Raw genomic sequence first — 20,915 nt, forward strand, 5'->3', positions numbered from 1 at the left:
ACCTGCACACGAGCGGTCATCGCACACCCCCGAAGCGCTCGAATAGGCGTTAAATAGGTGATACCCGGCACGATGCTTGATCCAACAGAGCACCGGTAGGCGGACAGTTGGAAGGCGGCCATGCGGCCGGGGTCGAGGAAGCGGGTCCAGGCGCGTTCCCGGTGGGGCCGGGCTCGGCTGTAGGCATCCTCGGCCTGGTGAAGCAGGTCGAGGGCGTGACGGTCGCCGAGGGCTGCGAGTTCTTCGGCTTGGCGGCTGAGCAGCCAGGCTCGGGTGGCGTCGTCGCCTTGGGCGGGCAGGAACTGCTGGGCCCGCTGTACGGCTTCGTGGGCGGCGCGGCCTTCGACGGCGTAGGACTTGTAGGCGTGGGTGCATGCCTGGATGATCGGGTGCCCGCTCTCCTTGGCGGCCAGGGCGGCGACGCGGTCGAAGGCGAGAGACTGGCCGGGTTGCTTGAGGTCCCAGGCGATCCAGGAGGCCAAGGTTGCGGCCTCTCCGGCGGTGGCTGCCAGGCGACGGCGAAGCCGGTCGGGCGGACTGTTCTGGAGCAGGTTGCTCAGCTCGGTGATGTGGGTGGTGAGTCCCTGGTAGATGGCTCGGGCGGGCAGCACGAACTCCAGGCGGTGAAAGCCGATGGTGCGGGCTTCGAGCCGTTCGACGGTCTCCTCGTCGAGCACCTGCGGCCCGGTGAGCGCACGGGTCAGGCGCTCCCAGGGGTCGGCGATGGCGGCCGCGGTTTCGGCGGTCATTCCGGCGGCGAGCAGGAGCATTGTTCGACGGTCCACGTGAGCGTCCAGCCTTCCCACGATCCAGGCCAGGGTCAGAACGTCGACATCCCACGGGGCGGCGCTCTGGTTCTGGCCAACAGTGACAGGGCTTTCTACGCTAAGCAGGCCACTTGCTGACATTCCATCCCGAGACGGGATAACCGGGGCGGGATGGGAGACGGTGTCGACCGCCTGCAATGCGGCGGAGCGGACAGGGGCGAGGCCAAGGGCCAGGCGGGCGCCGTCGGGCATGTGCAGGCCTTCGGCGACTCGTTCGATGACCTCGAACGAGGTGACCTGCACGCTCCCTTTCATGATCTCGCTGACCTTACCCTGGCTGAGGTTCACCGCGACGCCGATGCGGGTCTGGCTGAATCCGCTGTATTGGCGGATGAGGCGAAAGAGGTGGCCGATATCCCGTTTTCTGAGAGCTGTCAGCATTTCGGGGCGCTGCCATAGCTCCGGCACGATAACGACCGGTTCAGTCGCATCTGCGGGCATCTGGCTATCCCCTTGGTGACCTGGGCTTCTGGATATACAACGCTTGCCGCTCGACGGTTATCCCGTCAAGGGATATCAGCTATTCGGGCGGAGGATTCCGCCCCGGGATGGGTTATGTAACCGCAGGTGAAGACCCTTAATCCATGATTGCCGAGGACGAGCCGACGCGGGCGGCGGATGAGGGGTGCCGGACCTGTCACGGGCGGGGCTGGCGGTGGGTGCGCCGTAGTCGTGCCGAGATAGCGCTTCAACTTGACGGGCAGACCGTAACACTGGTCCGGGTCGCGTGCCTGGACTGCCCGGCGGCGGATGAGGCGGCGTGATGGACAGGCGCGAACAACTGCCCGCCGGGCCGGGTCGCGGCGGACCCGATGAGGTGATCGGTGCGGTCGAGGCGGCCCAGCGGTTACAGAGGGAGCTGGCCGGGCTGGGGATCGCCTGTGATGTGCACGCCGGTCATTGCTTGGCGTTGGTGTCGGTCTGGTCGGGGCTGGTCGTGTGGACCGACGGGCGGGTGTTTCGGTGGAAGTCTGGCCGGGACGCCTTGGGCCGGGCGGCGCGGAACAGGCTGGGCTGGGATGCCTACGGCCGGGTCGAGAATCCGGCGGGGACAGCGCAGCGGGTGGCGGCCCGGTACGCCGAGTTGCGCCGGATGGCCGCCGCACCGGTCGTGCCGAAAGGCTGGGCACCGCAGTGATCACGTTTCAGGGGTGTCTGAGCCCCCATGTGGCCAACCCGCAGCCGGGTCACATGAAGCTGGTGTGGCGCGCGCAGTGTCTGGCGGAGCGGGTGAGGGTGATCGAGTGGAGCTGTGATTGCCGCTCCACGGTGTATGAGCTGTGCCATGCCGGTGGACAGGCGTTTATTCGCCGCACGCACCGTTTCAACGGTGCCCGGCTGGTGCGTGAGACCTATCGCTGGCCGGTTCGTCAGGGTGATGACGTCTGGAGGGCGTTGCTCTGCGGGCAGGCGCGGTAGGACGGCGCGGCGGGATGGGGTCCCCCGTTTCTGGAGGGGTCCGGGGAGCGTTACCCCCATCCCGTCGCGCTCCTTCCGTTATCCGGCGGTATCCGGTGGTCGTGGTCACGGGGTGATGGGTTTGTGCCGGGGAAGGGCTTCGCTTCTTTAACCTGCACTGATAGCCTGCTTGGCTAGACAGGCATGTTGAATGCGAGGCTTTAATGTCGTTTGAGTACACGCCCCCCAAGTACGCGCAGTTGATCGCCGAACTGGAACGGCGCATCGACACCGGCGAGTACCCGGCGGGCTCCCTGCTGCCCAGCGAACACACCCTCATGGCCGAGTTCGGCATGGCCCGCCCCACCGTGGTCAAAGCCCTCGGCGTGCTCCGCGACCAAGGCTGGATCGTCACCCACCAAGGCAAAGGCCGCTTCGTCCGAGGCCGCCCCGCCATCCCCACCGCCCGGCAACCCCGCACTGGCCGCGAACTCCTCGACCGGGCCGAATCCCAGGCGGCAAGCAAGCTGCTCGCCGCCGGGCCCGTCGAGGCACCCAACCGCATCGCCGCCTACCTCGGCATCGAACCGAAGGCCCTGGTCGTCGGCCGCCGGATCCTCGTCGAGCGCGACGGTGAACCGAGCGAGATCACCGCAACCTGGGTCCCTCAAGATGTCGGCGCGGGTACGGCCCTGGCCGAGGAGGCCGATCTGCGTCAGGGGGTGCGGCGGTATGTGGAGAGCGCGGCCGGAGTGTCGCTGGATCACATCATCGAGCACGTCACCGCCCGCAACCCCACCCCCGAGGAGCAAGAGCTCTTGGGCGTGGAGGATTCAGCCGCGCTGCTGAGCGTGTACGCCGTTGCCTGCGACGCCACCGGCAAGCCCTGGGTCGTGGTGGAGACAGTCCTTCCCGGCGATCGGCATGAGCTGGAGGACGCCTACCCGATCCGGTAGCCCGGCCGACAGCAACCGGTGGCTCCAACTTTTCTCACACAGCCCGCTTGGTGTACTTGACTATCCAAGCGGGCTTCGTGCTTAATGGTGGAGCAACTTGGTTAGTCAAGGTGGCTGACCACTCATGATGAGGAGGTAGTGCCCCATGGCCATCCAGGGCCCCATCGCGATCGGCTTCGACCAGGTCTTCCCCCACGGCTGCTACCTGGTCGGCGACGTCCAGCAGGTCAAGGACTTCGACGCCTCGACCGCCACCCGGGTCGTCTACGCCAAGGACAAGACCACCGGACTGCCGGTCTGGCAGGTCTCCGTGGTCGACGCCGACCCCGAGGCCAAGGCGAGTCAGAAGTCGGTCACCGTCAAGATCCTCACCGAGGTCCAGCCGGTTCCCCCGCCCCCGCTGCCCGGCCTGCCCTTCACCCCGGTCGAGTTCGACGGCATGACCGTCACCCCCTACGTCGGCCAGGACACCGGACGGCTCGCCTACTCCCTGCGGGCGCGGGCCATGCGCGCTCCCCGCACGGCCACGGCCATCCCCTCCACCAAGCACACCGCCCCGGCGTCGGCCTCGGCCAAGAACGCCACCACCAACACCGCAACCACGACCAGCAAGGAGATCGCAGCATGACCACCCGCGACTACCAGCCCTACACCTACGTCACCGCCTCCATCCACGACGGCAACACCCAGCTCGAGGTGTCCTTCCACACCGCCGAACTGTCGATCATGGCCCTGACCGTCCAGGGCATCCGCCCCTACCTGTGCATCGGCAGCGCCGAAGGCCAGCTGTCCATCTCCACCACCGGCGGCGGCCCGGTCACCTCCGCCGACCTGGACCTGGCCCGCGAGATCGCCACCGCCGCCACCCGGTACCGGGACGAGTGCGAGCGGCTCTACGCCGTCCAGGCCATCGTTCCCGCACCCTCACCCAACCGGGACGACGACCCGGCCTGATCACGCAAGCGGGGCCGCTGGAAGTTGCAGCTCCCGGCGGCCCCTCACATCTCCCTCTCACGCGAATTCAAGGAAGAGGTCTCCAGCCTAATGTTCAAAAAACTGCCTGGCGACGAGGCACAACGCCTCGTCTCCACCACACCCGACACCGCCGTGGTGTTCCGCCCGGCCGTGGTCCGCACTCCGGTCATGGCCACCCTGCTCGTCTACGCCTGGCGGCTGCTGGCCGGGCTGGTGCGCCTCATCTGGCGGCACCCGATCGCCTCGGCCGTCGTTGCCGTCCCCGGCGTGATCTGGACCTTCTACGGCTGGCAGTGGAGCGCGGCCCTGCTCACCCTGCTCCTGGCCGTCCCGACGCTGTGGGCGCTGATCCACCGCGCCTCGTTCCTGCACCTGATCGGCTGGCGGCTGCTGGCCTTCTGTCGCCTGGTCTGGGTCTACCGGAAGCGCTGGCACGCCGTGATGACCATCTCCGGCCTGGCCCACCACATCGGCGGACGCGACTACCTGCCTCACCTGCTGGCCGTGGCCTGCACCTCGTGGGCCGACCTGGTCACCGTCAAAATCCTCACCGGCCAGGCCGTCACCGACTGGGCCAACCGCACCGAACACCTCGCCCACGGGTTCGGGGCCGCCTCTTGCCGGATCACCGTCACCCGGTCCGGCCGGCTGCTGCTCACCTTCCCCCGCCGCGACCCTCTGGCCATCCCACTGCCCGCCCTACCGATCCCGGCGTCCGCGTCGGTCAAGCCTGTAGAGATCGGCCGGTGCGAGGACGGCACCCCCTGGCGCCTGAAGGTCCATGGCACTCATGTCTTGGTCGCGGGAGCCACCGGGGCGGGCAAGGGCTCCATCATCTGGTCGACGATCCGCGGGCTGCTGCCCGCCGTCCAGACCGGGCTGGCCGAGATCTGGGCGCTGGACCCCAAGCTGATGGAGCTGTCCTTCGGGCGTGACCTGTTCGGCGACCACTACGCCGCCTCCCCAGAGGCCTGCGTCGGCCTGCTGGAAGCCGCGGTGAAGGTCATGCAGGAGCGCGCGGGACGGTTCGCCGGGGTCCGACGCAACCACCTCCCCACCGTGGAGGATCCGTTCGTCCTGGTGGTCGTGGACGAGGTGGCCTTCCTGACCGCCTACCAGCCCGACAAGGGCTTGCGGATCCGGACCATCGCCGCCCTGGCCACCCTCACCACCCAAGGCCGGGCCGTCGGTGTCGGGGTGCTGGCCGCCCTCCAAGACCCGCGCAAGGACGTGCTGACCATCCGCAACCTGTTCCCCGACAAGATCGCCCTCCGCCTCGACGAGTCCGAGCAAGTGGACATGATCCTCGGCGACGGCGCCCGGGACCGGGGCGCGCTGGCCGACCTGATCTCTCCTCGACCGGAGCAGGGCGCGGGCATCGCCTACGTGCGGCTGGAGACCTCGCCCGACCCGATCCGCGCCCGCGCCGCCTACGTCTCCGACACCGACATCCGGAACATGGTCGCGGTCTTCAGCACCGACACCCTGCCGTTGCCGGAGGTGGCCTGATGAAGATCACCTTCCACGGCTCCTGGACCGAACTGAGCGCCTGCGGGCTGCTCGACCTGAACGACGCCCCGATCCCGCCGCGCCTGGTGCTGGTCAACCTCCAGCTCTGCAAAGACCCCTACGGCGACGCCTACCGGCTGCACGCCGACATCCTCGACCCGCACTGGAAGGAGGTCAGGTGACACACACCATCCACCCGTCCGCCCCCGCACCCCCCAACGGAGCCGACCGCACCCTTCACCGCACCGTCCGCGACACCCTCCCCCTGGCCCTCGACGTCGCCGTGGAGGTCGCCAAACTCAACGGCGTCTGCATCCGCCCCATCGAACTGCGCCGCTTCGACACCCACACCGGCACCAGCGAACCCTTCGACATCCCCTGCGGCACCACCAACGAGGCCAAGTGCCCACCGTGCGCCCAGCGCAACAAGCAGCTCCGCAAAGCCCAGTGCCGCGAGGGCTGGCACCTGGATGCCGAACCCATCGCCGAACCCCACCCCAGCACCGCCGATCAGCGCTGGCTGATCGAGTTCCGCGCCGACGTCCAGGCCAAGCGCGATGCCGCCGAACGCGACGGCCAGAACACCGCCGACTGGGACGAGGCGATCACGGGCATCGACGCCGAGGTCAACGCCGCCGGAATGCGCGGCAATGTCACCGGCGGCCGGACCACTCCCCGCCGCTCCCGCTCCACCCGGCGCCGCCAGGACGCCCCGGACCTGCCCCGACGCGCCCGGCAGAACACCACTCTCGGGCGAACCTTCACCGCCCCCGACGGCACGGTGTTCCGGCCCTCGCTGTTCGTCACCCTCACCCTGCCCTCCTACGGCAAGATCCGCCCTGGTGAGGGAGTGCCCGCCGACCCGGCCAGCTACGACTACGCGGCGGCAGCCCGCGATGCGCTGCACTTCTCCAAGCTGGTCGACCGGTTCGTGCAGAACCTGCGCCGGGTCGCCGGGTACGACGTGCAGTACTTCGCCACCGTAGAACCGCAGAAACGGTTTGCGCCACACCTGCACATGGCGATCCGCGGGACCCTGCCCCGCGCGGAAATCAAGCAGATCGCCGCCGCCACCTACCACCAGGTGTGGTGGCCACAGGCGGATGAAGTCCGCTTCGAGGGCGACCATCTACCGGTCTGGACCGAGCGATCCGAGCAGGCCGAGCCGTACCCGGACGGACAGGCCGGCGACTACCTCGACCCCACCACCGGCGAGTTGCTGCCCACCTGGGAGCAGGCGCTTGACCGGCTCGACACTGACGATGAGGCCGAACCGCTGCACGTGGTGCGCTTCGGCGCTCAGGTCGACGTGCAGGGCCTCCTGGCCGGATCGCCGGACGCCCACAAGCGCATCGGCTACCTGACCAAGTACCTCACCAAGAGCCTGGGCGACACCCTCGACCTCGACCCCGACGAAGACAACCAGGGCGACGAGGTCCCGGTCGCGTCGGCTGCCCGCGCCGCGATCAACCAGGCCCGCCGGGACCACGCGGCCCGCCTGGTCGAGGCGCTGCGCTACGAGCCCTGCTCGCCGACGTGTGCGAACTGGCTGCGCTACGGCATCCAGCCCAAGAACGCCAAGGCAGACATGTTGCCGGGCCGGTGTCGTTCCAAGGCGCACAAGGCCGAACACCTCGGCTACGCCGGACGCCGCGTCCTGGTCTCCCGCAAATGGTCCAACAAGACCCTCCGCGACCACAAAGCCGACCGCCGCGCCTGGGTCCTCGACATGCTCGGCCTGCCCGACGACACCACCGCCACCGACCCGCACCGCTACGTCTGGCGACCCGTCTCAACCAAGGACCCCACCCGGACCCCGTTGCCGGTGCGACTGCTGCGCGGCGTGGCCAACCGGCAACACACCCGCGCCCGGCTCGACGAACTACGGGCCAGAGCCGACGGCAGACCCGCCCCTGATCTTTCGGCAACCACGGCATTGAGGGAGGCGGCGTGAAGAAGAGAGACGACGACAAGTTGATGACCGTCCCCGAGATCCTCGACCGGCTCGGCGGTGTGTCCGCCCGAACCCTCTACCGGTGGCGGGAGATCGGCAAGTTCCCTCGTGGCCTGCGGCTGCCCAACGACGAGATCCGCCTCTACCGCAGCGAGTTCGAGGCGTGGCTTGAGACCCTCCGGGAGGCGGCGTGAACCTCTCGTACGACGTCAAGTTCTTCGAGATCAGCCGGAACAAGTCGAGCAAGACGCCGTCCTACGTCGTGCGCTGGTCGGTCGCTCGGAAGCGCTCGTCGAAGACCTACCGGACCAAGGCCCTCGCCGAGAGCTTCCTGTCGGACCTGCGGCAGGCGGCCAAGCGGGGTGAGGCGTTCGAGGTCGAGACGGGTCTCCCCCAGTCAATGATCAAGGCCAAGGACGCCCGGACCGTCCTTGAGTTCGTCACGGCCTTCATCGAGATGAAGTGGCCCCACGCGGCGGCCAAGACCAGGGACGGTATGTCCGACGCGCTCGCGACGATCCTTCCCGTGCTGACCAAGGACCGCCCCGGCCGTCCCGACGCCGAAGACCTGCGGACGGCTCTTCGCAAGCACCTCCTTCTCCCGGAGAGCAAAAGGCCGGCTACTCCCCCGGAGTTAGCACAGGCAGTCCGCTGGCTCCGGTCGGCGTCGCTCGATCTGGCGGCCCTGAACGAGGCCAGGACGGTACGGCTGGCCCTCGACGCGCTCGCCCTCCGCCTCGACGGCAAGGCAGCGGCTCCGAACACGATCGCCCGCAAGCGGGCCGTCTTCCATGCCGTCCTTGAGTACGCGGTGGAGCTGGAGGAGCTGAACTCCAACCCGCTGCACAAGGTCAAGTGGAAACCGCCGAAGACCACCGAGACCGTCGACCCTCGTGTGGCGGTCAATCCGCGGCAGGCTCAGGAACTCTTGAGCATGCTCAGCCACGTGGGCGGTCGTGGCCGGGGCCGGCGACTCATGGCGCTGTTCGCCTGCATGTACTACGCGGCCCTGCGTCCGGCCGAGGCGATCGGCCTGCGAGTGCAGGACTGCCACCTTCCGCTCAAGGGCTGGGGGCGGCTGACGGTCAACGTCTCCCGTCCCGAGGTCAACACGCGGTGGACCGACAGCGGAGACGCGCACGAGGAGCGAGGGCTCAAGCACCGAGGCCGGGACGACGTACGGCCGGTGCCGATCCCGCCGACGCTGGTCGAGATCCTCCGGGAGCACATCGCCGAGTACGGCACCGGGCAGGATGGGCGGCTCTTCCGGAGTGAGCGCGGCGGGGTGGTCGCCTCGACGGCCTACACCGAGGTCTGGCAAGAGGCCAGGAAGCTTGCTCTCACTCCTGCCCAGGTGGCCTCTCCCCTGGCGCGCAGGCCATACGACCTGAGACACGCGGCGGTGTCCCTGTGGCTCAACGCCGGTGTCCCCGCTCCCGAGGTGGCCGAGCGCGCCGGGCACAGCGTGGACGTCCTGCTACGGGTCTACGCCAAGTGTCTCGACGGGCAGAAGGACGTGGCCAACCGACGGATAGACGACGCACTGGCCGCGTGAGGTGTGTGCCGTACGACCAGGACCCTGGAGACCCCAGGGTCCTTTGGCGTTCCGGGGGCCGATTCCCGCCCCCGTACCGCCCGGAAACCCCGGCTCCACCTGGAGAAACGCCTCCAAGATCATTGCACGTATATTGGTGGAGCGGTGACATGCGGCTGCTCCTGGCCGCGTACAACTGCATGTCCCGGAAAAGCAAAAGAGCCCCTCGCGGGGCTCTGAGCTGCCGTTTTGGCTGGTGGCAGGTGCAGGACTTGAACCTGCGTAGGCTGAGCCGACGGTTTTACAGTCCCACCGCGAAAACGTTCTGACCAGCAGGAACGCTCTTCCCGACAAAAGTTTCGGCATGTATTCGGCACCGTATCGAGAAGGGGAGCAACCCGGCATGCAGCATCAGGCAATCCACCGTCACTAATCCACATCTTAGGTTCGAAGGCAGCTCGACCCCACCCATACGACTTATTCTGCTTATTCGAAAAATGCGGGAGCCCCCCACTGAAGAATGGTTGGATCGCTAAACTCATGCAATACATCCGTGAAAGATATTGGTGGACCGAAACCAGAGATAGCATCAGCAATCTCTTCGCGCCCTTTTCCAATTAACTCTAGAGCCCAGCTAAATGAATCAAAATAGCTTTGACCTCCAGCGATCCCCGCAGCAAGTAGGCCGCCAAATATACACGCAGAATAAGTGCTGACCGGCCAGAGATTTGCGATAACAGCCTGATCGCTCCTGGCCAACCAATGCGCTAATCCCACTTCTGCCAGAACGCCATAATGCGCAGCAGCCCCACTGTCGCATGTGTTCAATACGAGGAGCCGACGCTCATTACTGAAAGCCTTATCGACATTCACGAGATCTCGGAGCGCGACAGTTACACCATCCGACAGGTATAGAGATGCCTCCATTGGCTTATAGTGCGGCTGCCCCCCATGGCTTGCCACCCATATAATATCATACGTGTCACTCATGTATGATTCGAGAAAATTGTCACGACTGATAGAATCGCCACGAACTATGTCTACTTCTCCGGTCCATCCTAGAACGTGGCTAACCATTTCCAATTCTGTTTCGGCGAGATGTACATCCCCGCACCAAAACTGTATTCGACTAGGATATCTGTCTTGCGACGGTTCGGTATTGCTTACCGATATAGGTAGCACCGCCCCTCCCTGTTTCGCTATCAGTGCCTGGAGCGGAACTCGGGGCGAGACTAAGCTAACAATTGCCTTTGACTGTGGAGAGAATGACAGCTTTTCGGCGATCAAATCTGGCCGTACGTATTCGTAAACCGCTTCCTGGAACTCTTGAGCAGACGAGTGATTTACACGCCCAACAGCAGGTGAATCCAAGGTGAAAGTTTGATCCTGTTGATCTGCAAGCGCACTCCCAAACGCGAAATTTATCGCTAGAGTAAGGCGATTTAGCGTTACAGAAGAGAGTGAGCACATCGGAGCTCCGGGCATAGAAAGTTGAGCTCCCGTTTCGGTCGGAACCACGAAGGCCGACGGAGATACTCTACTATTATCCGGACCCACACCTCTCCACTCAGCAAGCAACAGCTGCGCTTCCTTCACGTATCCTTGACTCAATAAAGGATACACGATAGGGCTGATGGTATTGAATGCCTGAGTCAATAGATGAGAGCGTTCCAACCGATCTGGCTGGAATTCAGATAGATCTCTGACCATCTCCTGGAGAGTGGCTCGTATATCCCCCAGCCGTTCAACGATTGAATCAACATCGCCAGGCCTGTGTGCAGCAAGCAAAGTGATTCGCTCGCGCGGGGGGATGTTAGGCACATTCGCTAGCGCCCACTCCGCGTGCTCAACCGCATTGCGACTACTGAGAGTAGAGATTCGCGTGGTAAGACATGCTGCAATTCTTGTCGCCATATGGCCAGAAGGATCATCGTATAGCTTACGCTCAAGAATCGCGACTAGCTCCCCCGCTTCCTTCTTGTGGCCATTAATGGCCTGCCAGCCAGCCAGTTGTATTGCTGCCGGAACAGCAACATCACCGAAATCCATCATCTGCTTGCAGATTGGCCATAAAATGCCATGAAGCGAAACGGCAAATTCTCTATGATATCCTCGCGACCATGCGAGATAATATAACGTTTCAGTAATTTCCAGTAGTGCCGGAATCGCCACGGGAGCCGTAGTAGCCGAACCAGCTAGTGCCGCCACGATTTCCGGGAAGACTGTTGCCTCTTTCTCGTTGGCGTCCAGGGAACCTAAAGCAAGGGCTGTCCAATGCCACGCACGTTCTGGATTTCCAGCACCATTCCAATGGGTAGCCATAGTGGATGCCACAGCGAGCTTTAACGTAAAGATACCTGGCAGCAAGTCCCCTTCGGTATGTTGCTGAGCGAGATGCATGACCTCTTTGATGATCAGGGAAGCGCAGGCATCAAACTTGACCATGCCAGCTTGATAGGCAACGGATATCACTTCGCACAGGTGATCCGTTATAGCATCAATGCCACGTGGACTTGTTAAGTCCAGATTCATATCCCATGCAGGAATATCGGGAGCAACTGCATGCGCACCAGGGAACGCTTCCCTTAACTTCATGTGAAGGATTATATAGCCAGCACGGAAGCGATGCATGCTATTTAGGTCGCTCAAGCTATCTTCCGAGCGGTGCTGACGCGACCGGCCGGAGAGTCACAGCACACTCAACTCAAAGCTTCCGCGATGATCTTCATCGACTCCACGACTGCCACGGCACCGGCCATAGCCAGCGCAACATTCTTTCTAGGCTTGTTGGCATATCCGATAGTGGCCACACCGGCAGCATCGCCAGCTTCTACATCCCGTACAGCATCGCCAATGAAGATGCATTCCGTCGGGCTGGCAGCAGCAGCATCCATGGCATCGAGTAGAAGTCGTGGACTCGGCTTCATCGACGATGGATCACCCGGCACGCGACCAAAGACTCCCGTCACCTGATCACTGAGATTGTGCATATTTAGATACGACTGGATTGCACTGCTCGCGTTATTGCTCACCATCCAGACCGTTCGGCCAGAGGCTACGCACGCGCGAAGAACTGCCTCTCCTCCGGGGGTCGGGCAGGCGAGTTGGACAGCTTCCTCCTCCAACCGCGTCAGCACCGTGTCTGCCTCCGCCATAAGGTCCGGCCGTTCGATGCTGATGTGCCGGAGGAGAGCAAGCGGGTCGGTCTCGTCCTCGCAGCTTGCCGGCAGCTTCTCCCCCTTGGTGAGAAGGGCCATGCGAAGGCGCTGAGCAACTTCTACTGCGGGAAACCCCGCGAAAACCGAACACACGGGGCCATCGAAGTCGACCAGGACGTGTCTCGCGGGCCGGAGCACATCCGAAAGGAGCGCGCTCATGCTTGGCGCTCATAAGCGATGGTGGTCCACACACTGTCAAACCAGGCCTGGGCCTGCTGCACGTACTGCGAACCCAGTGATGCGTCATCCGGTCCTGCGGAATGATGGAACAGGATGGTGTCCTTCCCCGTGACGTCGTAAAACGTGTGGGTGCCACTGTCGATCGTCATAGACCGTTCGCGCAGTGGGTAGAACCCGAAAAATGCTTCGGAGCGGTTCAAGATGTACAGCTTGAAGAGGCTCGATGCTTTGTGCACCTTCACCTGAACACTCGCCGACTGGACGAGCCCGAGTTCCGCGAGCACCTCGACCGAATGCTTGATGCCGCCAGCGTTGGTCAGTGCGATGGTGCGGGCGCGCTCACGAAGCGCGGCTTCGTCGCGCAGCTCGTCCACGAGGACCGGTACGGCCATCGGTGATGAGGTGTCAGGGAGCAGCAGCCGCACATTGATCGACTCAGGGGCCAGACGGCCTGAGCGAATCTTGTCGAGTGGCTCCTGCATCGCGTTGTGGAGCGTCTCGCTGGAGAAACCTGAGAAGTCGATGGTGACGTGTGGCGCGGCGAACGCGGCCTCCAGGTGCGGGCGCAGTCCGACTGGTCGCTCTGTCCGCTCGCGGACGAACGACCCGCTTCCCTGTCGGGTGACGATCAGTCCTTCGCTCCTGAGCAGGTCAAGAGCCTTATCTACCGTTCCGCGGGCCACACCGTAGTGCTTGGACAGCTCCGGCCCTGACGGAAGTTTGTCGCCAGCCTGGAATCCCTCTCTCTTCGTGAGGATCGCAGCCCGCAGAGAGCTACTGACCTGCTGATACGGCGGGCGCGGGTCGTCCGGGTCAAGGCTCATGCACCAATGCTAAGCCACATGCCCAACACAGCCGAGTCTCCCAACTCTGTTGACCTGCTTAAGCAGGTTGTCTATGTTGAGCATGTCGCCGCCGCGAAATGCGGAGACGACAAGAGGGGCCTTCTTTGGGCTGCTCAGAGCACGAAAGGGCTTCCGGCGATCCGCGCCAAAGCCCCGAGAAGTCGGGGCTGTCCCCATCCGCCAAGACCAGGACAGCCCCTCAACTCCACTCTCCAGAACGGAGCAACCCCATCATGTCCCACCTGTTCGTGGCTGTCAGGTCCGCCAACTGCACCTCCGACTGCCGCAACGGCCAGATCTGGAACCCCGGCTCCGGCCCCTACCCCTGCCCCATCTGCCAGGGCGGCGCCACCTCCACGCAGAAGGCCGGCCGATGAGCCTGCGCCTGGCCGGTGCCTACTTCGATTGGCGCCCAATCGGCCAGCACGCCGCCGAGTGCCGTCGTCCGGCCTGGGAGATCCAGACCATGCGCCGTGACCAGTTCAACGGAAGCTACCAAGCGGGCATGCGCGCGGTGTGCTGGTCGTGCGGCAGCGTGCACGAGCTCACCGCCGTCATCGGCCCCGAGCAGCCTGAAGACGGCGGTCGGCTGGCGGAGGTGTCCGAGCGGTCCATGGCGACCTGGGTGATCGGCTACGGCCAGAGCGCCGTCAAGGCGGCCGGGCTGTGGCTGCACCCCGGCCCGGCCCTGCTGGGGCGGCCCGGCAACCCCGCGTGCGGCTACCTGGTCACCACCACCCCCGCCACCCCGCGCACCCCCGCCGACGTGCTGGGCGTCATCGCCCAGGCCCGCGGCAAGCGCGGCAGCCTGGTGTGGACCGCGGCGCTCGGCTACGACCCGGCCACCGCCACCGTCCAGGGGCTGCCGTCGCGCATGGCCGCGGCCCGCTGGATCGCCACCACCGCCACCGCCCTTCCCGTCGACAACGAGCGAAAGGCCTCCCAATGACCACCCCTCTGCTGTCCGTCCCCGTCGCGCACCCGGCCCTGGTGCTGGTCCGGCGGATCATCGCGGGCCTGTCGCCGCTGCTGGCCGAAGGGGCGCTGTGCGGGACCGACCCGGAGCTGCACACCGGCCCGGACGCCTTCACCGCCGAATCGGCCGAGGAACAGGCCGCCCGTGAGCAGGTGGCGCGCGAGGTGTGCGAGGAGTGCCCGGTCCGGGCGCTGTGCCTGAACCGCGCGCTGCGCTTGCGGCCCGGCAGCGGCGTGTGGGCCGGACTGACCGCCACCGAGATCGGCCAGATGGCCGACCTGCTGCCCCCGGCCCGGCTGATCGCCGACCAGCCCGGCAAGAGCAACGAGAGCGAGGCGGCGTGATGACCAACGACGGCCGCTGCCCGGACTGCCCGTGCTGCTGGGACGCCGACTGCCACGACGGCTACGACTCCGGCTGCCCGGTCAACGAGATGGGCGAGTCGGCCTGCCCGTGCACCGCCGACGACGTGGTCTGGATGTGAGTGGCCATGGCCCGTTTCCAGTGCACCGGATGCCACCGCCGCCACAACAGCACGACGGACTGCCCGCGCTGCGGCAGCACCGACGCGCCGATCCAGCGCTGCCACACCCACGGCGCACGGCACCTGTCCGGCTGCCGCCCCTGCCGCTTTCTGGCCCGTTCCTTCGGAAGCTGAGGACCCTGCCATGGAATTCCTGATCATTCTGACCCTGTCCCGGCCGTACGGGTCGGGCTTCCAGCAGGCCACGATCACCCGCACCGTCACCGCAGAGGCCACCTCGACCCGGGCGGGCCTGCTGGCCTGGGCGCTCAAGCAGGTGCCGCAGATGCAGGGCGCCAACATCATGTTCTTCTCCGCTGAGCCCAACGCCCTGCCCGCGACGCTCAAGGCGGTGAAGGGCTGATGAGCACCGCGATCCCGATGCCCGATCCGGACGAGGTCGCCCGCGGCCTGGCCGACCTTGAGCGCTACGTCGCCGACCAGGACCCGGCCTCGACGGCCTCGACGGGCCTGCTCTCGCCGGTCTCCGGCTTGGCCGCCGAGGTCGACAGGCCGGACGGGGAGACCGAGCAGGTTCGCCAGCTGCGCGCCCGAGTCGCTGAGGCCCGCCGCCTGGTGGAGCTGCAGGAGGACGACGCGCCGCTGCTGGTCGACACGCGTAAGGTGCGCCGTCGCCGTGCCCGGGTCGCCGAGGCCGCTCGGCTGTACGCCCTGTCCCAGGACCCGACCGCGCTGGCCTGGACTGACGCCCGGGTCCGGCGGGTGAGCACGGTCATGGTGATGTTGGCGGCCACCATCGCCCTGGCGGTCTCCTCCATCGGCGTGCAGGCCTCCGTCGCCCAGGCCCTCGACCTCAAGGACGACACGCTGGGCTGGTGGGCCGCGTTCGGGGTGGAGCCGACCCTGTCGCTGCCGCTGCTGGCGGCCGTGGCCGTGCAGGCCTACGCCGCGATGCGCGGACGGCCGGTCGACCGCACCAGCCCCGAAGGGCGCAAGCTGTTCAAGACCGAGGCGCTGCTACTTGGCCTGACGCTCGTGCTCAACTGCTGGCCCGCACTCACATGGCAGGGTTTCGATCTGCTGCCGCTGGTCGTTCACTCCCTCGGGCCGATCGCCGCGGTGACCGGGATCTGGCTGCTGCCGACCCTGTGGGCGATCCTGGCCGCGCTGCCCGGGCCCGGCCTTACCGGCGCCCTTACTGGCCTTGTGTACAGGGAAAACGTCCCCCCGCAGGGCCCAACGCAAGAGGTCGGCGGTAAGGCCGGTAAGGCGGCCGACCTCGCCCCCGTTCTCACCGAGACGCGACGGCTGATCGCCACCGGGCAGCTGCCCGCCTTTCCCAGCGCCGCCGCGATCCGCCGGGCGCTGCGGTGCGGCATGGACACCGCCCGCGACGTCCGCGACGCCCTGGGCGGAGGTGCGTGATGGCCCAGGCAACGACCGTGGTCCGCCACCGCCCGGTGATTCGGCGCTCCGCCGACGCCCAGGGCGCGCTCTACTGGCTGGCCTGCACCTGCGGTCATCTCGGTGTTGAGCAGGCCGCGCGGCGCATGGCACAGGTCGATCTGGACCAACACGTCCTGTCCCTGCCGCACATCCCGGCCGCCCAACAGTGCCGCACCCCGCACGCCCACGACCGCCAGGCCTGGGAGCCCTGCGGCCTGTGCGAGAACCAGACAGCCCTGTTCGACCCGGCGGAGCTGACGGGGGAAGCGCGATGAGCCGCCGCTCCCCCCGCCCCGCCGGGATGCGCGCTTCCCTGCTCGGCGCCGTGGTCGTCTCGGCGCTGGCCTGGTGGCTGCTGAACCTGACACCCCTGCTCGCCCCGGCGGCGGCCTGGCTGGCCGGGCTGGCCGCCGGCCTGTCGTGCCTGTCGGTCCTGGCGGCGGCCCGCCGCACGGTCGCCGCCTCCTTGCAGACCACCACCCCCCGGCCCCGCCGGACCACCAAGCGAGGTGCCCGATGAACGAGGCTCCCGAGGTTCCCGCCGACGTCGTCGAGGACGTCGACGGCGTCTCGGCCACACCGACCGAGTCCCTCGCCCTGGCCCCGGTCGCGCCGACCGCCCCCGAGCCGGAGGTGACCGAGCGCCCCGAGGGCATCCCGGCCGCGCACCTGGCCGCTGGCGGCCTGTCCGGCTCGGCCGTGGTCCTGGGCACGATCTACCAGATGCTCGGCCTGCCCGGCCTGATCGGCGGAACGGTGCTGGCCGGGAGCGGCACCGTGGCCTACCTACGCCACCGCTACCAGAAGAACACCCCCCGCCAGCGTCGCCAGGCCAGCGAGTCGCGCTCATCCCGGGCTAGCCACCCGGGCCGCCGCATCGGCCCCGGCCTGACCGGTGCGTTGTTCAGCGGTGGCCGTTCCTCGGGCCGCTCCGGCGGGCGTGCCAGCGGCCGGGCCGGGGGCCAGCCGGGCGGGTCCGCAGGGCGTGGCGCCAGGCGGTCGTTGCTGGGCAAGGGCGGCCGAAGCGGCGGCCTGCTAAGCGGCCTAGGTGTGGGCCGCGGCGGCGGTGCCGCCCGGTCCGGCGGCAAGACGAAGGCGACCAAGACCCCGAAGGCCCCGAAGGACACGGCCGGACGGCGCGCTGCCCAAAAGGCCGGCGCCGCCAGCCGCGCGGCCGGGCGGGCCTTCGGCCACCGCGCCCGCCAGCTCGGGGACGGTGCCGCCCAGCAGACCCGCCGGGCGGCGGCCTGGGCGAACAAGGCCACCAAGGGCACGGCAGGACGCGCGTTCGGCCACGCCGGGCGCCTGGCCCGCACGGGCGGCCGGGCGGTTGCCCGCCAAGCCAAGAAGGCCGGGGCGTGGGTGGACCGGCGGAGCGGACGCCGCTACTCGGCGGCCTGGAAGGCGATGCGCGAGGCCAAGGGGTTCCGCGCCGCTCGCCGCCGCGGGGCAGCGGTCCTGGGCGGCTGGGATGCGCAGCTCACCGCGGGTGTGATGGCTCTGCTGGCCTGGATCGTCGGCCGCTACAAGGCCCGCAAGGCCGCCCGCACCGCCGAGACCACCGAACCCACCACCGAAACGACGGCCGAGACCGAGAGCTCTGCTCCCGACACGACGGCCGAGGCCGAAAGCCCTGACGTGGTTCACGGTGGCGAGGGCGAACTGCCCATCACCGCGACCGTCACCTGTCCCCGCTGCCAGGCAAAGCACACGATCACCGTGGCCCGGGTGGGCGACGAGCGCATCGTCGAGTGCCCGTGCGGCTACCGCATCCACTTCACCCGCCACCCCGCTCCCGGCAAGACCACCACGCCCCCGACCGACCCGGCCGAGGCCACCACCGGCCCGGCCCCGACCACATCCACCACATCGCACACCTTCAGGAGGACCGCCATGAGCAACAACCCGCTGGCCGCCGCGACGGCCGAGTTGAACGGCGCCGCCGCCGGGCACGCACCTGAGGACATGTGGACCGTGGCCCGCGAGCTGGACCAGCTTCCCGAGATCCCGGCCAACGTCGCCCTGGCCCTGCGCACCTACACCATGCGTCTGCAGTCGGGCGAGTACCCGATCGACCCGGCCGTGGGCGAGGCCATGCACACGCTGTATGCCCAGATGGCCAACCTGGTCGGCGTCGCCGAGGAGGTCGTGACCGTCTTCCGCACCGTGCACGCCCCCGACCTGGCCCGCGGGGAAGCGCCGCGCACCAATGAGCAGATGTGGGACGTCGGCCGCCAGTAGCCCAGCTGGATCGATCGACCTGACGCGAAAGGAGAACCCTGGTGGGCACGACCAAGAAGACCGCCGCCCGGCCCCTGGACTGGTCCTTGCAGCCGCGCGGGCCTGTCTCGGCGACCGTGCAGGGCACTTTGGCTCTGGCCGCCCTGGCCACGATCGGCGACGCCACCGGGCTGTCGCCGATCTGGGGCGGCGCAGCCACCGCCGTCGGAGCGCTGGGCACGGTCTTGGTCAGTGCCCACCACAACCACGGCCCCGCCGCGCTGCTGTATCGGCTGGGCTGCTGGATGAGCGCCGGGGCGTGGTGGACCTACACCCTGGCCACCACCCCCTGGTCGCAAGGCGCCTGGGCGTCCTTGGGCATCGGCGCCCTGGCCGCCGGGATGACCACCTCCCTGGGCAAGGCCACCCCCCGCCCGGCGACACCTAGCACCGCAACGCCCAGCACCGCGCTGGTACCACGCCGTCATGCGGCGCTGGCCGAAGACTGGATGCAGCGGATCAAGCGCTGCTGCGGCGGCCTTCAGGTGGAGATCGCCGAGGTGCGCGAGTGGCCTACCCGGACCGGCTACAGCTTCCTGGTGATGCTGCCGCCGGGCGGGGCGACCGCGGCCCGGCTGAAGAGCGCCGCCGAGGGCATGGCCAACGACGCCAGGTTGCCGCAGGGCTGCGGCATTGACTTCCCGCCGCCGCGGCCGGGGCAGCTGCGCGGCACGCTGTGGATGGAGGTGGCCACCGTTGACCGCCTGTCGGCCGACATCGACCACCACGGCGACTACAGCCCCCGCTCGGTGCTGGACGGCATCACCGTCGGCGAATACCGCAACGGTGAGCCGATGACGATCCAGGTGCGCGAGCCGCGCACCATCGTGGTCGGCACCACCGGCAGCGGCAAGTCCGGCACCCTGCACACCATCACCGCCGAACTGGGACGGTGCACCGACAACCTGGTCTGGCACATGGACCTCAACGGCGGTGGCATCGCCCAGGCCTGGCTGCGGGCCTGGCTGGATGGGGAGGTGGAGCGTCCCGCGATCGACTGGGCCACCCCGTGTCCCGAGGAGGCGCTGCTGATGGCAGAGGCCGAAGTACGGATCGCCCATGAGCGCAAGACCCTCTACTCGCGGCGGCGCCTGGAGGCCGACACCGACCTGATGCCGGTCGATGCCGAGGTGCCGCAGATCACCACGATCCTGGATGAGGGCGCCGAAGTTTTGGCCCCGACCGTGCGTGACCCGATCGAGCGGCTGATTCGCGAGCGGATCGAGGCGATCGCCCGCAAGGGCCGCGAGGCGGCCTGCCAGGTGCTGATCTCGGCACTGCGGTCGATCTCCACCACCTTGTCGACCGATCTGCTGGCGCTGATGCACAACCGGATCATTATGGCGGGCTGCACCCAAAAAGAGATCATGTACCTGTATGAGCAGGCCCAGGGGGTGAGTATTGAGGACCTGGCCGGACCCGGCTCGGGATTCGTCCGCCTGGCTTATCAGCACACGATCCGGCCGTGGAAGGCGCTGCGGGTGAAGCCCCGCCGCGACATTCGCCCTGCCTCGCTGGTGATCAGCCGGATGCGGCCGGACCTGGACCGGGGCAGCGCCGCCGTGGCCGGCCAGGCGTACGCGACCCGGTATGAGCGGATGCGGTGGCTGTTTTCCACCCCCGAAGAGCGCACTCGTCTGCCCCGGCCCCGCCCGATCACCCTGCCCGGCATCACCGATGACCGAGGCCAGCCGATCGTCTGGGACCCGGCGGTGACGCACCCGGCACAGGGGCAGGACAATCCTGGTGCGATGGTGCCCGCCCCGTCGCGCCCGCTCGTTCCGGCCTCCCCGGCCACGACGGGACAGCGCCCGCGCCTGACCATGCTGCCCGGCGGGGCCGACGCCAGCACCTGGGCCGACCCCATGACCCTGATGCGCCGCACCCGTCCCGCCGCCTCGACGGCCTCAGCCGCCGACTGGCCCGCTCCGCGCCGCCCGCGCATGCTGCACGCCGAGCAGATGCACCCCCTCACCAACCCCACCGATCCGGCCCCGTCTGCGGACCGACCTCTCCCGGAGATCATCCGGCGCGCCCTGGCCGTCTTCGATCAACTGCGTGCTGACCGGCTGCACAGCGCGGAGCTGGCCGACGCGCTGAGAATCGTCACCGTCGACGGCGACGGCACCCGGCCGGATGTCCTGGCGCTGGCCGATCTGCTGCGCCCTCTGAGTGTCGCCCCGCTGGCCACGCCCTTCCTCAGGGGCGGCCAGCGAGGCCGCGGGTACGAGCGCAGCCATCTTGAGGCGGCTGCGGTGCGTATCCGCTGCGGCGAGGTGGACGTGCCGCCCGAGGTGGCCGCCTGGCCCGCCGCGTAGGTGTGTGGGCCACAC

Annotated in this window: 24 protein-coding genes; 20 read left to right on the forward strand and 4 right to left on the reverse strand. The window is 67.5% G+C overall.

The window, feature by feature from the left end; all coding sequences use genetic code 11:
* On the reverse strand, positions 1-1,268 hold a 1,268-nt coding region (locus tag AB0395_RS43855), incomplete at its 3' end, for a helix-turn-helix domain-containing protein (protein ID WP_366292907.1).
* Positions 1,269-1,590: 322 nt separating this feature from the next.
* On the opposite strand from AB0395_RS43855, the gene AB0395_RS43860 reads away from it, so the two are divergent.
* The 10 genes from AB0395_RS43860 (at position 1,591) to AB0395_RS43905 (ending at position 9,174) form a co-directional block, all read left to right on the forward strand.
* Positions 1,591-1,965 (forward strand): hypothetical protein, encoded by a 375-nt coding sequence (locus AB0395_RS43860; RefSeq protein WP_366292909.1) that lies wholly within the window; start codon positions 1,591-1,593, stop codon positions 1,963-1,965.
* Between the two features lie 53 nt (positions 1,966-2,018).
* The gene (locus AB0395_RS43865; RefSeq protein WP_366292911.1) at positions 2,019-2,246 is read left to right on the forward strand and encodes a hypothetical protein; all 228 of its coding nucleotides are present in this window, start codon (positions 2,019-2,021) and stop codon (positions 2,244-2,246) included.
* 203 nt (positions 2,247-2,449) lie between these two features.
* Complete coding sequence (locus AB0395_RS43870; protein ID WP_366292914.1) at positions 2,450-3,181, forward strand: GntR family transcriptional regulator; 732 nt, start codon at positions 2,450-2,452, stop codon at positions 3,179-3,181.
* 145 nt (positions 3,182-3,326) lie between these two features.
* Positions 3,327-3,809, forward strand: coding sequence for a plasmid replication, integration and excision activator (locus AB0395_RS43875; RefSeq protein ID WP_366292915.1), 483 nt, complete (start codon positions 3,327-3,329; stop codon positions 3,807-3,809).
* On the forward strand, positions 3,806-4,135 hold the full coding sequence (locus AB0395_RS43880) for a hypothetical protein (protein ID WP_366292917.1): 330 nt from the start codon (positions 3,806-3,808) through the stop codon (positions 4,133-4,135). Before AB0395_RS43875 ends, AB0395_RS43880 begins: the two co-directional genes overlap by 4 nt.
* Positions 4,136-4,225: 90 nt before the next feature.
* On the forward strand, positions 4,226-5,665 hold the full coding sequence (locus tag AB0395_RS43885) for an FtsK/SpoIIIE domain-containing protein (protein ID WP_366292920.1): 1,440 nt from the start codon (positions 4,226-4,228) through the stop codon (positions 5,663-5,665).
* Positions 5,665-5,847, forward strand: a complete 183-nt coding sequence (locus AB0395_RS43890) for a hypothetical protein (RefSeq protein ID WP_366292923.1) — start codon at positions 5,665-5,667, stop codon at positions 5,845-5,847. The genes AB0395_RS43885 and AB0395_RS43890 overlap by 1 nt, the downstream gene beginning before the upstream one ends.
* A complete protein-coding gene (locus AB0395_RS43895; protein ID WP_366292926.1) occupies positions 5,844-7,619 on the forward strand; it encodes a replication initiator in 1,776 nt (591 codons plus the stop codon). The genes AB0395_RS43890 and AB0395_RS43895 overlap by 4 nt, the downstream gene beginning before the upstream one ends.
* On the forward strand, positions 7,616-7,813 hold the full coding sequence (locus tag AB0395_RS43900) for a helix-turn-helix domain-containing protein (RefSeq protein ID WP_229855691.1): 198 nt from the start codon (positions 7,616-7,618) through the stop codon (positions 7,811-7,813). The genes AB0395_RS43895 and AB0395_RS43900 overlap by 4 nt, the downstream gene beginning before the upstream one ends.
* Positions 7,810-9,174: a tyrosine-type recombinase/integrase gene (locus AB0395_RS43905; protein ID WP_366292929.1), complete on the forward strand. Its 1,365-nt coding sequence runs from the start codon at positions 7,810-7,812 to the stop codon at positions 9,172-9,174. The genes AB0395_RS43900 and AB0395_RS43905 overlap by 4 nt, the downstream gene beginning before the upstream one ends.
* A 465-nt stretch (positions 9,175-9,639) precedes the next feature.
* On the opposite strand, the gene AB0395_RS43910 is transcribed toward AB0395_RS43905, so the two are convergent.
* The 3 genes from AB0395_RS43910 to AB0395_RS43920 form a co-directional block, all read right to left on the reverse strand.
* The gene (locus AB0395_RS43910) at positions 9,640-11,748 is read right to left on the reverse strand and encodes a CHAT domain-containing protein (protein WP_366292932.1); all 2,109 of its coding nucleotides are present in this window, start codon (positions 11,746-11,748) and stop codon (positions 9,640-9,642) included.
* Positions 11,749-11,852: 104 nt separating this feature from the next.
* A complete protein-coding gene (locus tag AB0395_RS43915) occupies positions 11,853-12,530 on the reverse strand; it encodes an HAD-IA family hydrolase (protein ID WP_366292935.1) in 678 nt (225 codons plus the stop codon).
* Positions 12,527-13,375: a winged helix-turn-helix domain-containing protein gene (locus tag AB0395_RS43920; RefSeq protein WP_366292938.1), complete on the reverse strand. Its 849-nt coding sequence runs from the start codon at positions 13,373-13,375 to the stop codon at positions 12,527-12,529. Before AB0395_RS43920 ends, AB0395_RS43915 begins: the two co-directional genes overlap by 4 nt.
* Positions 13,376-13,629: 254 nt before the next feature.
* Between AB0395_RS43920 and AB0395_RS43925 the strand changes: the two genes are divergently transcribed.
* The 10 genes from AB0395_RS43925 (at position 13,630) to AB0395_RS43970 (ending at position 20,900) form a co-directional block, all read left to right on the forward strand.
* On the forward strand, positions 13,630-13,773 hold the full coding sequence (locus tag AB0395_RS43925; protein ID WP_366292941.1) for a hypothetical protein: 144 nt from the start codon (positions 13,630-13,632) through the stop codon (positions 13,771-13,773).
* Positions 13,770-14,345, forward strand: coding sequence for a hypothetical protein (locus tag AB0395_RS43930; protein WP_366292944.1), 576 nt, complete (start codon positions 13,770-13,772; stop codon positions 14,343-14,345). The genes AB0395_RS43925 and AB0395_RS43930 overlap by 4 nt, the downstream gene beginning before the upstream one ends.
* Positions 14,342-14,716 carry a WhiB family transcriptional regulator gene (locus AB0395_RS43935; RefSeq protein WP_366292947.1) on the forward strand — a complete coding sequence of 125 codons (375 nt, stop codon included), beginning with the start codon at positions 14,342-14,344 and terminating at the stop codon, positions 14,714-14,716. Before AB0395_RS43930 ends, AB0395_RS43935 begins: the two co-directional genes overlap by 4 nt.
* Positions 14,716-14,856, forward strand: coding sequence for a hypothetical protein (locus AB0395_RS43940; protein ID WP_366292950.1), 141 nt, complete (start codon positions 14,716-14,718; stop codon positions 14,854-14,856). The genes AB0395_RS43935 and AB0395_RS43940 overlap by 1 nt, the downstream gene beginning before the upstream one ends.
* 184 nt (positions 14,857-15,040) lie before the next feature.
* On the forward strand, positions 15,041-15,259 hold the full coding sequence (locus AB0395_RS43945; RefSeq protein ID WP_366292953.1) for a hypothetical protein: 219 nt from the start codon (positions 15,041-15,043) through the stop codon (positions 15,257-15,259).
* Entirely contained in the window at positions 15,259-16,281 is a 1,023-nt protein-coding gene (locus AB0395_RS43950) for a hypothetical protein (RefSeq protein ID WP_366292956.1), read from the forward strand. Before AB0395_RS43945 ends, AB0395_RS43950 begins: the two co-directional genes overlap by 1 nt.
* Positions 16,281-16,577 carry a hypothetical protein gene (locus AB0395_RS43955; protein WP_366292959.1) on the forward strand — a complete coding sequence of 99 codons (297 nt, stop codon included), beginning with the start codon at positions 16,281-16,283 and terminating at the stop codon, positions 16,575-16,577. Before AB0395_RS43950 ends, AB0395_RS43955 begins: the two co-directional genes overlap by 1 nt.
* Entirely contained in the window at positions 16,574-16,822 is a 249-nt protein-coding gene (locus tag AB0395_RS43960) for a hypothetical protein (protein WP_366292962.1), read from the forward strand. The genes AB0395_RS43955 and AB0395_RS43960 overlap by 4 nt, the downstream gene beginning before the upstream one ends.
* Positions 16,819-18,543 carry a hypothetical protein gene (locus tag AB0395_RS43965; RefSeq protein WP_366292964.1) on the forward strand — a complete coding sequence of 575 codons (1,725 nt, stop codon included), beginning with the start codon at positions 16,819-16,821 and terminating at the stop codon, positions 18,541-18,543. The genes AB0395_RS43960 and AB0395_RS43965 overlap by 4 nt, the downstream gene beginning before the upstream one ends.
* A gap of 41 nt (positions 18,544-18,584) precedes the next feature.
* Positions 18,585-20,900, forward strand: a complete 2,316-nt coding sequence (locus AB0395_RS43970; RefSeq protein ID WP_366292967.1) for a hypothetical protein — start codon at positions 18,585-18,587, stop codon at positions 20,898-20,900.
* Positions 20,901-20,915 lie beyond the last annotated feature (15 nt).

Source organism: Streptosporangium sp. NPDC051023 (genome assembly GCF_040689595.1).
Taxonomy (GTDB): Bacteria; Actinomycetota; Actinomycetes; order Streptosporangiales; family Streptosporangiaceae; genus Streptosporangium.

Excerpts from the sequence above, each read along its gene's own strand:
- AB0395_RS43935 (WP_366292947.1), top strand. The coding sequence starts at position 14,342 with ATGACCACCCCTCTGCTGTCCGTCCCCGTCGCGCACCCGGCCCTGGTG.
- AB0395_RS43960 (WP_366292962.1), top strand. The coding sequence starts at position 16,574 with ATGAGCCGCCGCTCCCCCCGCCCCGCCGGGATGCGCGCTTCCCTGCTC.
- AB0395_RS43955 (WP_366292959.1), top strand. The coding sequence starts at position 16,281 with ATGGCCCAGGCAACGACCGTGGTCCGCCACCGCCCGGTGATTCGGCGC.
- AB0395_RS43870 (WP_366292914.1), top strand. The coding sequence starts at position 2,450 with ATGTCGTTTGAGTACACGCCCCCCAAGTACGCGCAGTTGATCGCCGAA.
- AB0395_RS43915 (WP_366292935.1), bottom strand. The coding sequence starts at position 12,530 with ATGAGCGCGCTCCTTTCGGATGTGCTCCGGCCCGCGAGACACGTCCTG.
- AB0395_RS43890 (WP_366292923.1), top strand. The coding sequence starts at position 5,665 with ATGAAGATCACCTTCCACGGCTCCTGGACCGAACTGAGCGCCTGCGGG.
- AB0395_RS43910 (WP_366292932.1), bottom strand. The coding sequence starts at position 11,748 with ATGAAGTTAAGGGAAGCGTTCCCTGGTGCGCATGCAGTTGCTCCCGAT.
- AB0395_RS43860 (WP_366292909.1), top strand. The coding sequence starts at position 1,591 with ATGGACAGGCGCGAACAACTGCCCGCCGGGCCGGGTCGCGGCGGACCC.
- AB0395_RS43880 (WP_366292917.1), top strand. The coding sequence starts at position 3,806 with ATGACCACCCGCGACTACCAGCCCTACACCTACGTCACCGCCTCCATC.
- AB0395_RS43925 (WP_366292941.1), top strand. The coding sequence starts at position 13,630 with ATGTCCCACCTGTTCGTGGCTGTCAGGTCCGCCAACTGCACCTCCGAC.
- AB0395_RS43945 (WP_366292953.1), top strand. The coding sequence starts at position 15,041 with ATGGAATTCCTGATCATTCTGACCCTGTCCCGGCCGTACGGGTCGGGC.
- AB0395_RS43920 (WP_366292938.1), bottom strand. The coding sequence starts at position 13,375 with ATGAGCCTTGACCCGGACGACCCGCGCCCGCCGTATCAGCAGGTCAGT.
- AB0395_RS43875 (WP_366292915.1), top strand. The coding sequence starts at position 3,327 with ATGGCCATCCAGGGCCCCATCGCGATCGGCTTCGACCAGGTCTTCCCC.
- AB0395_RS43940 (WP_366292950.1), top strand. The coding sequence starts at position 14,716 with ATGACCAACGACGGCCGCTGCCCGGACTGCCCGTGCTGCTGGGACGCC.
- AB0395_RS43930 (WP_366292944.1), top strand. The coding sequence starts at position 13,770 with ATGAGCCTGCGCCTGGCCGGTGCCTACTTCGATTGGCGCCCAATCGGC.
- AB0395_RS43885 (WP_366292920.1), top strand. The coding sequence starts at position 4,226 with ATGTTCAAAAAACTGCCTGGCGACGAGGCACAACGCCTCGTCTCCACC.
- AB0395_RS43865 (WP_366292911.1), top strand. The coding sequence starts at position 2,019 with ATGAAGCTGGTGTGGCGCGCGCAGTGTCTGGCGGAGCGGGTGAGGGTG.
- AB0395_RS43950 (WP_366292956.1), top strand. The coding sequence starts at position 15,259 with ATGAGCACCGCGATCCCGATGCCCGATCCGGACGAGGTCGCCCGCGGC.
- AB0395_RS43965 (WP_366292964.1), top strand. The coding sequence starts at position 16,819 with ATGAACGAGGCTCCCGAGGTTCCCGCCGACGTCGTCGAGGACGTCGAC.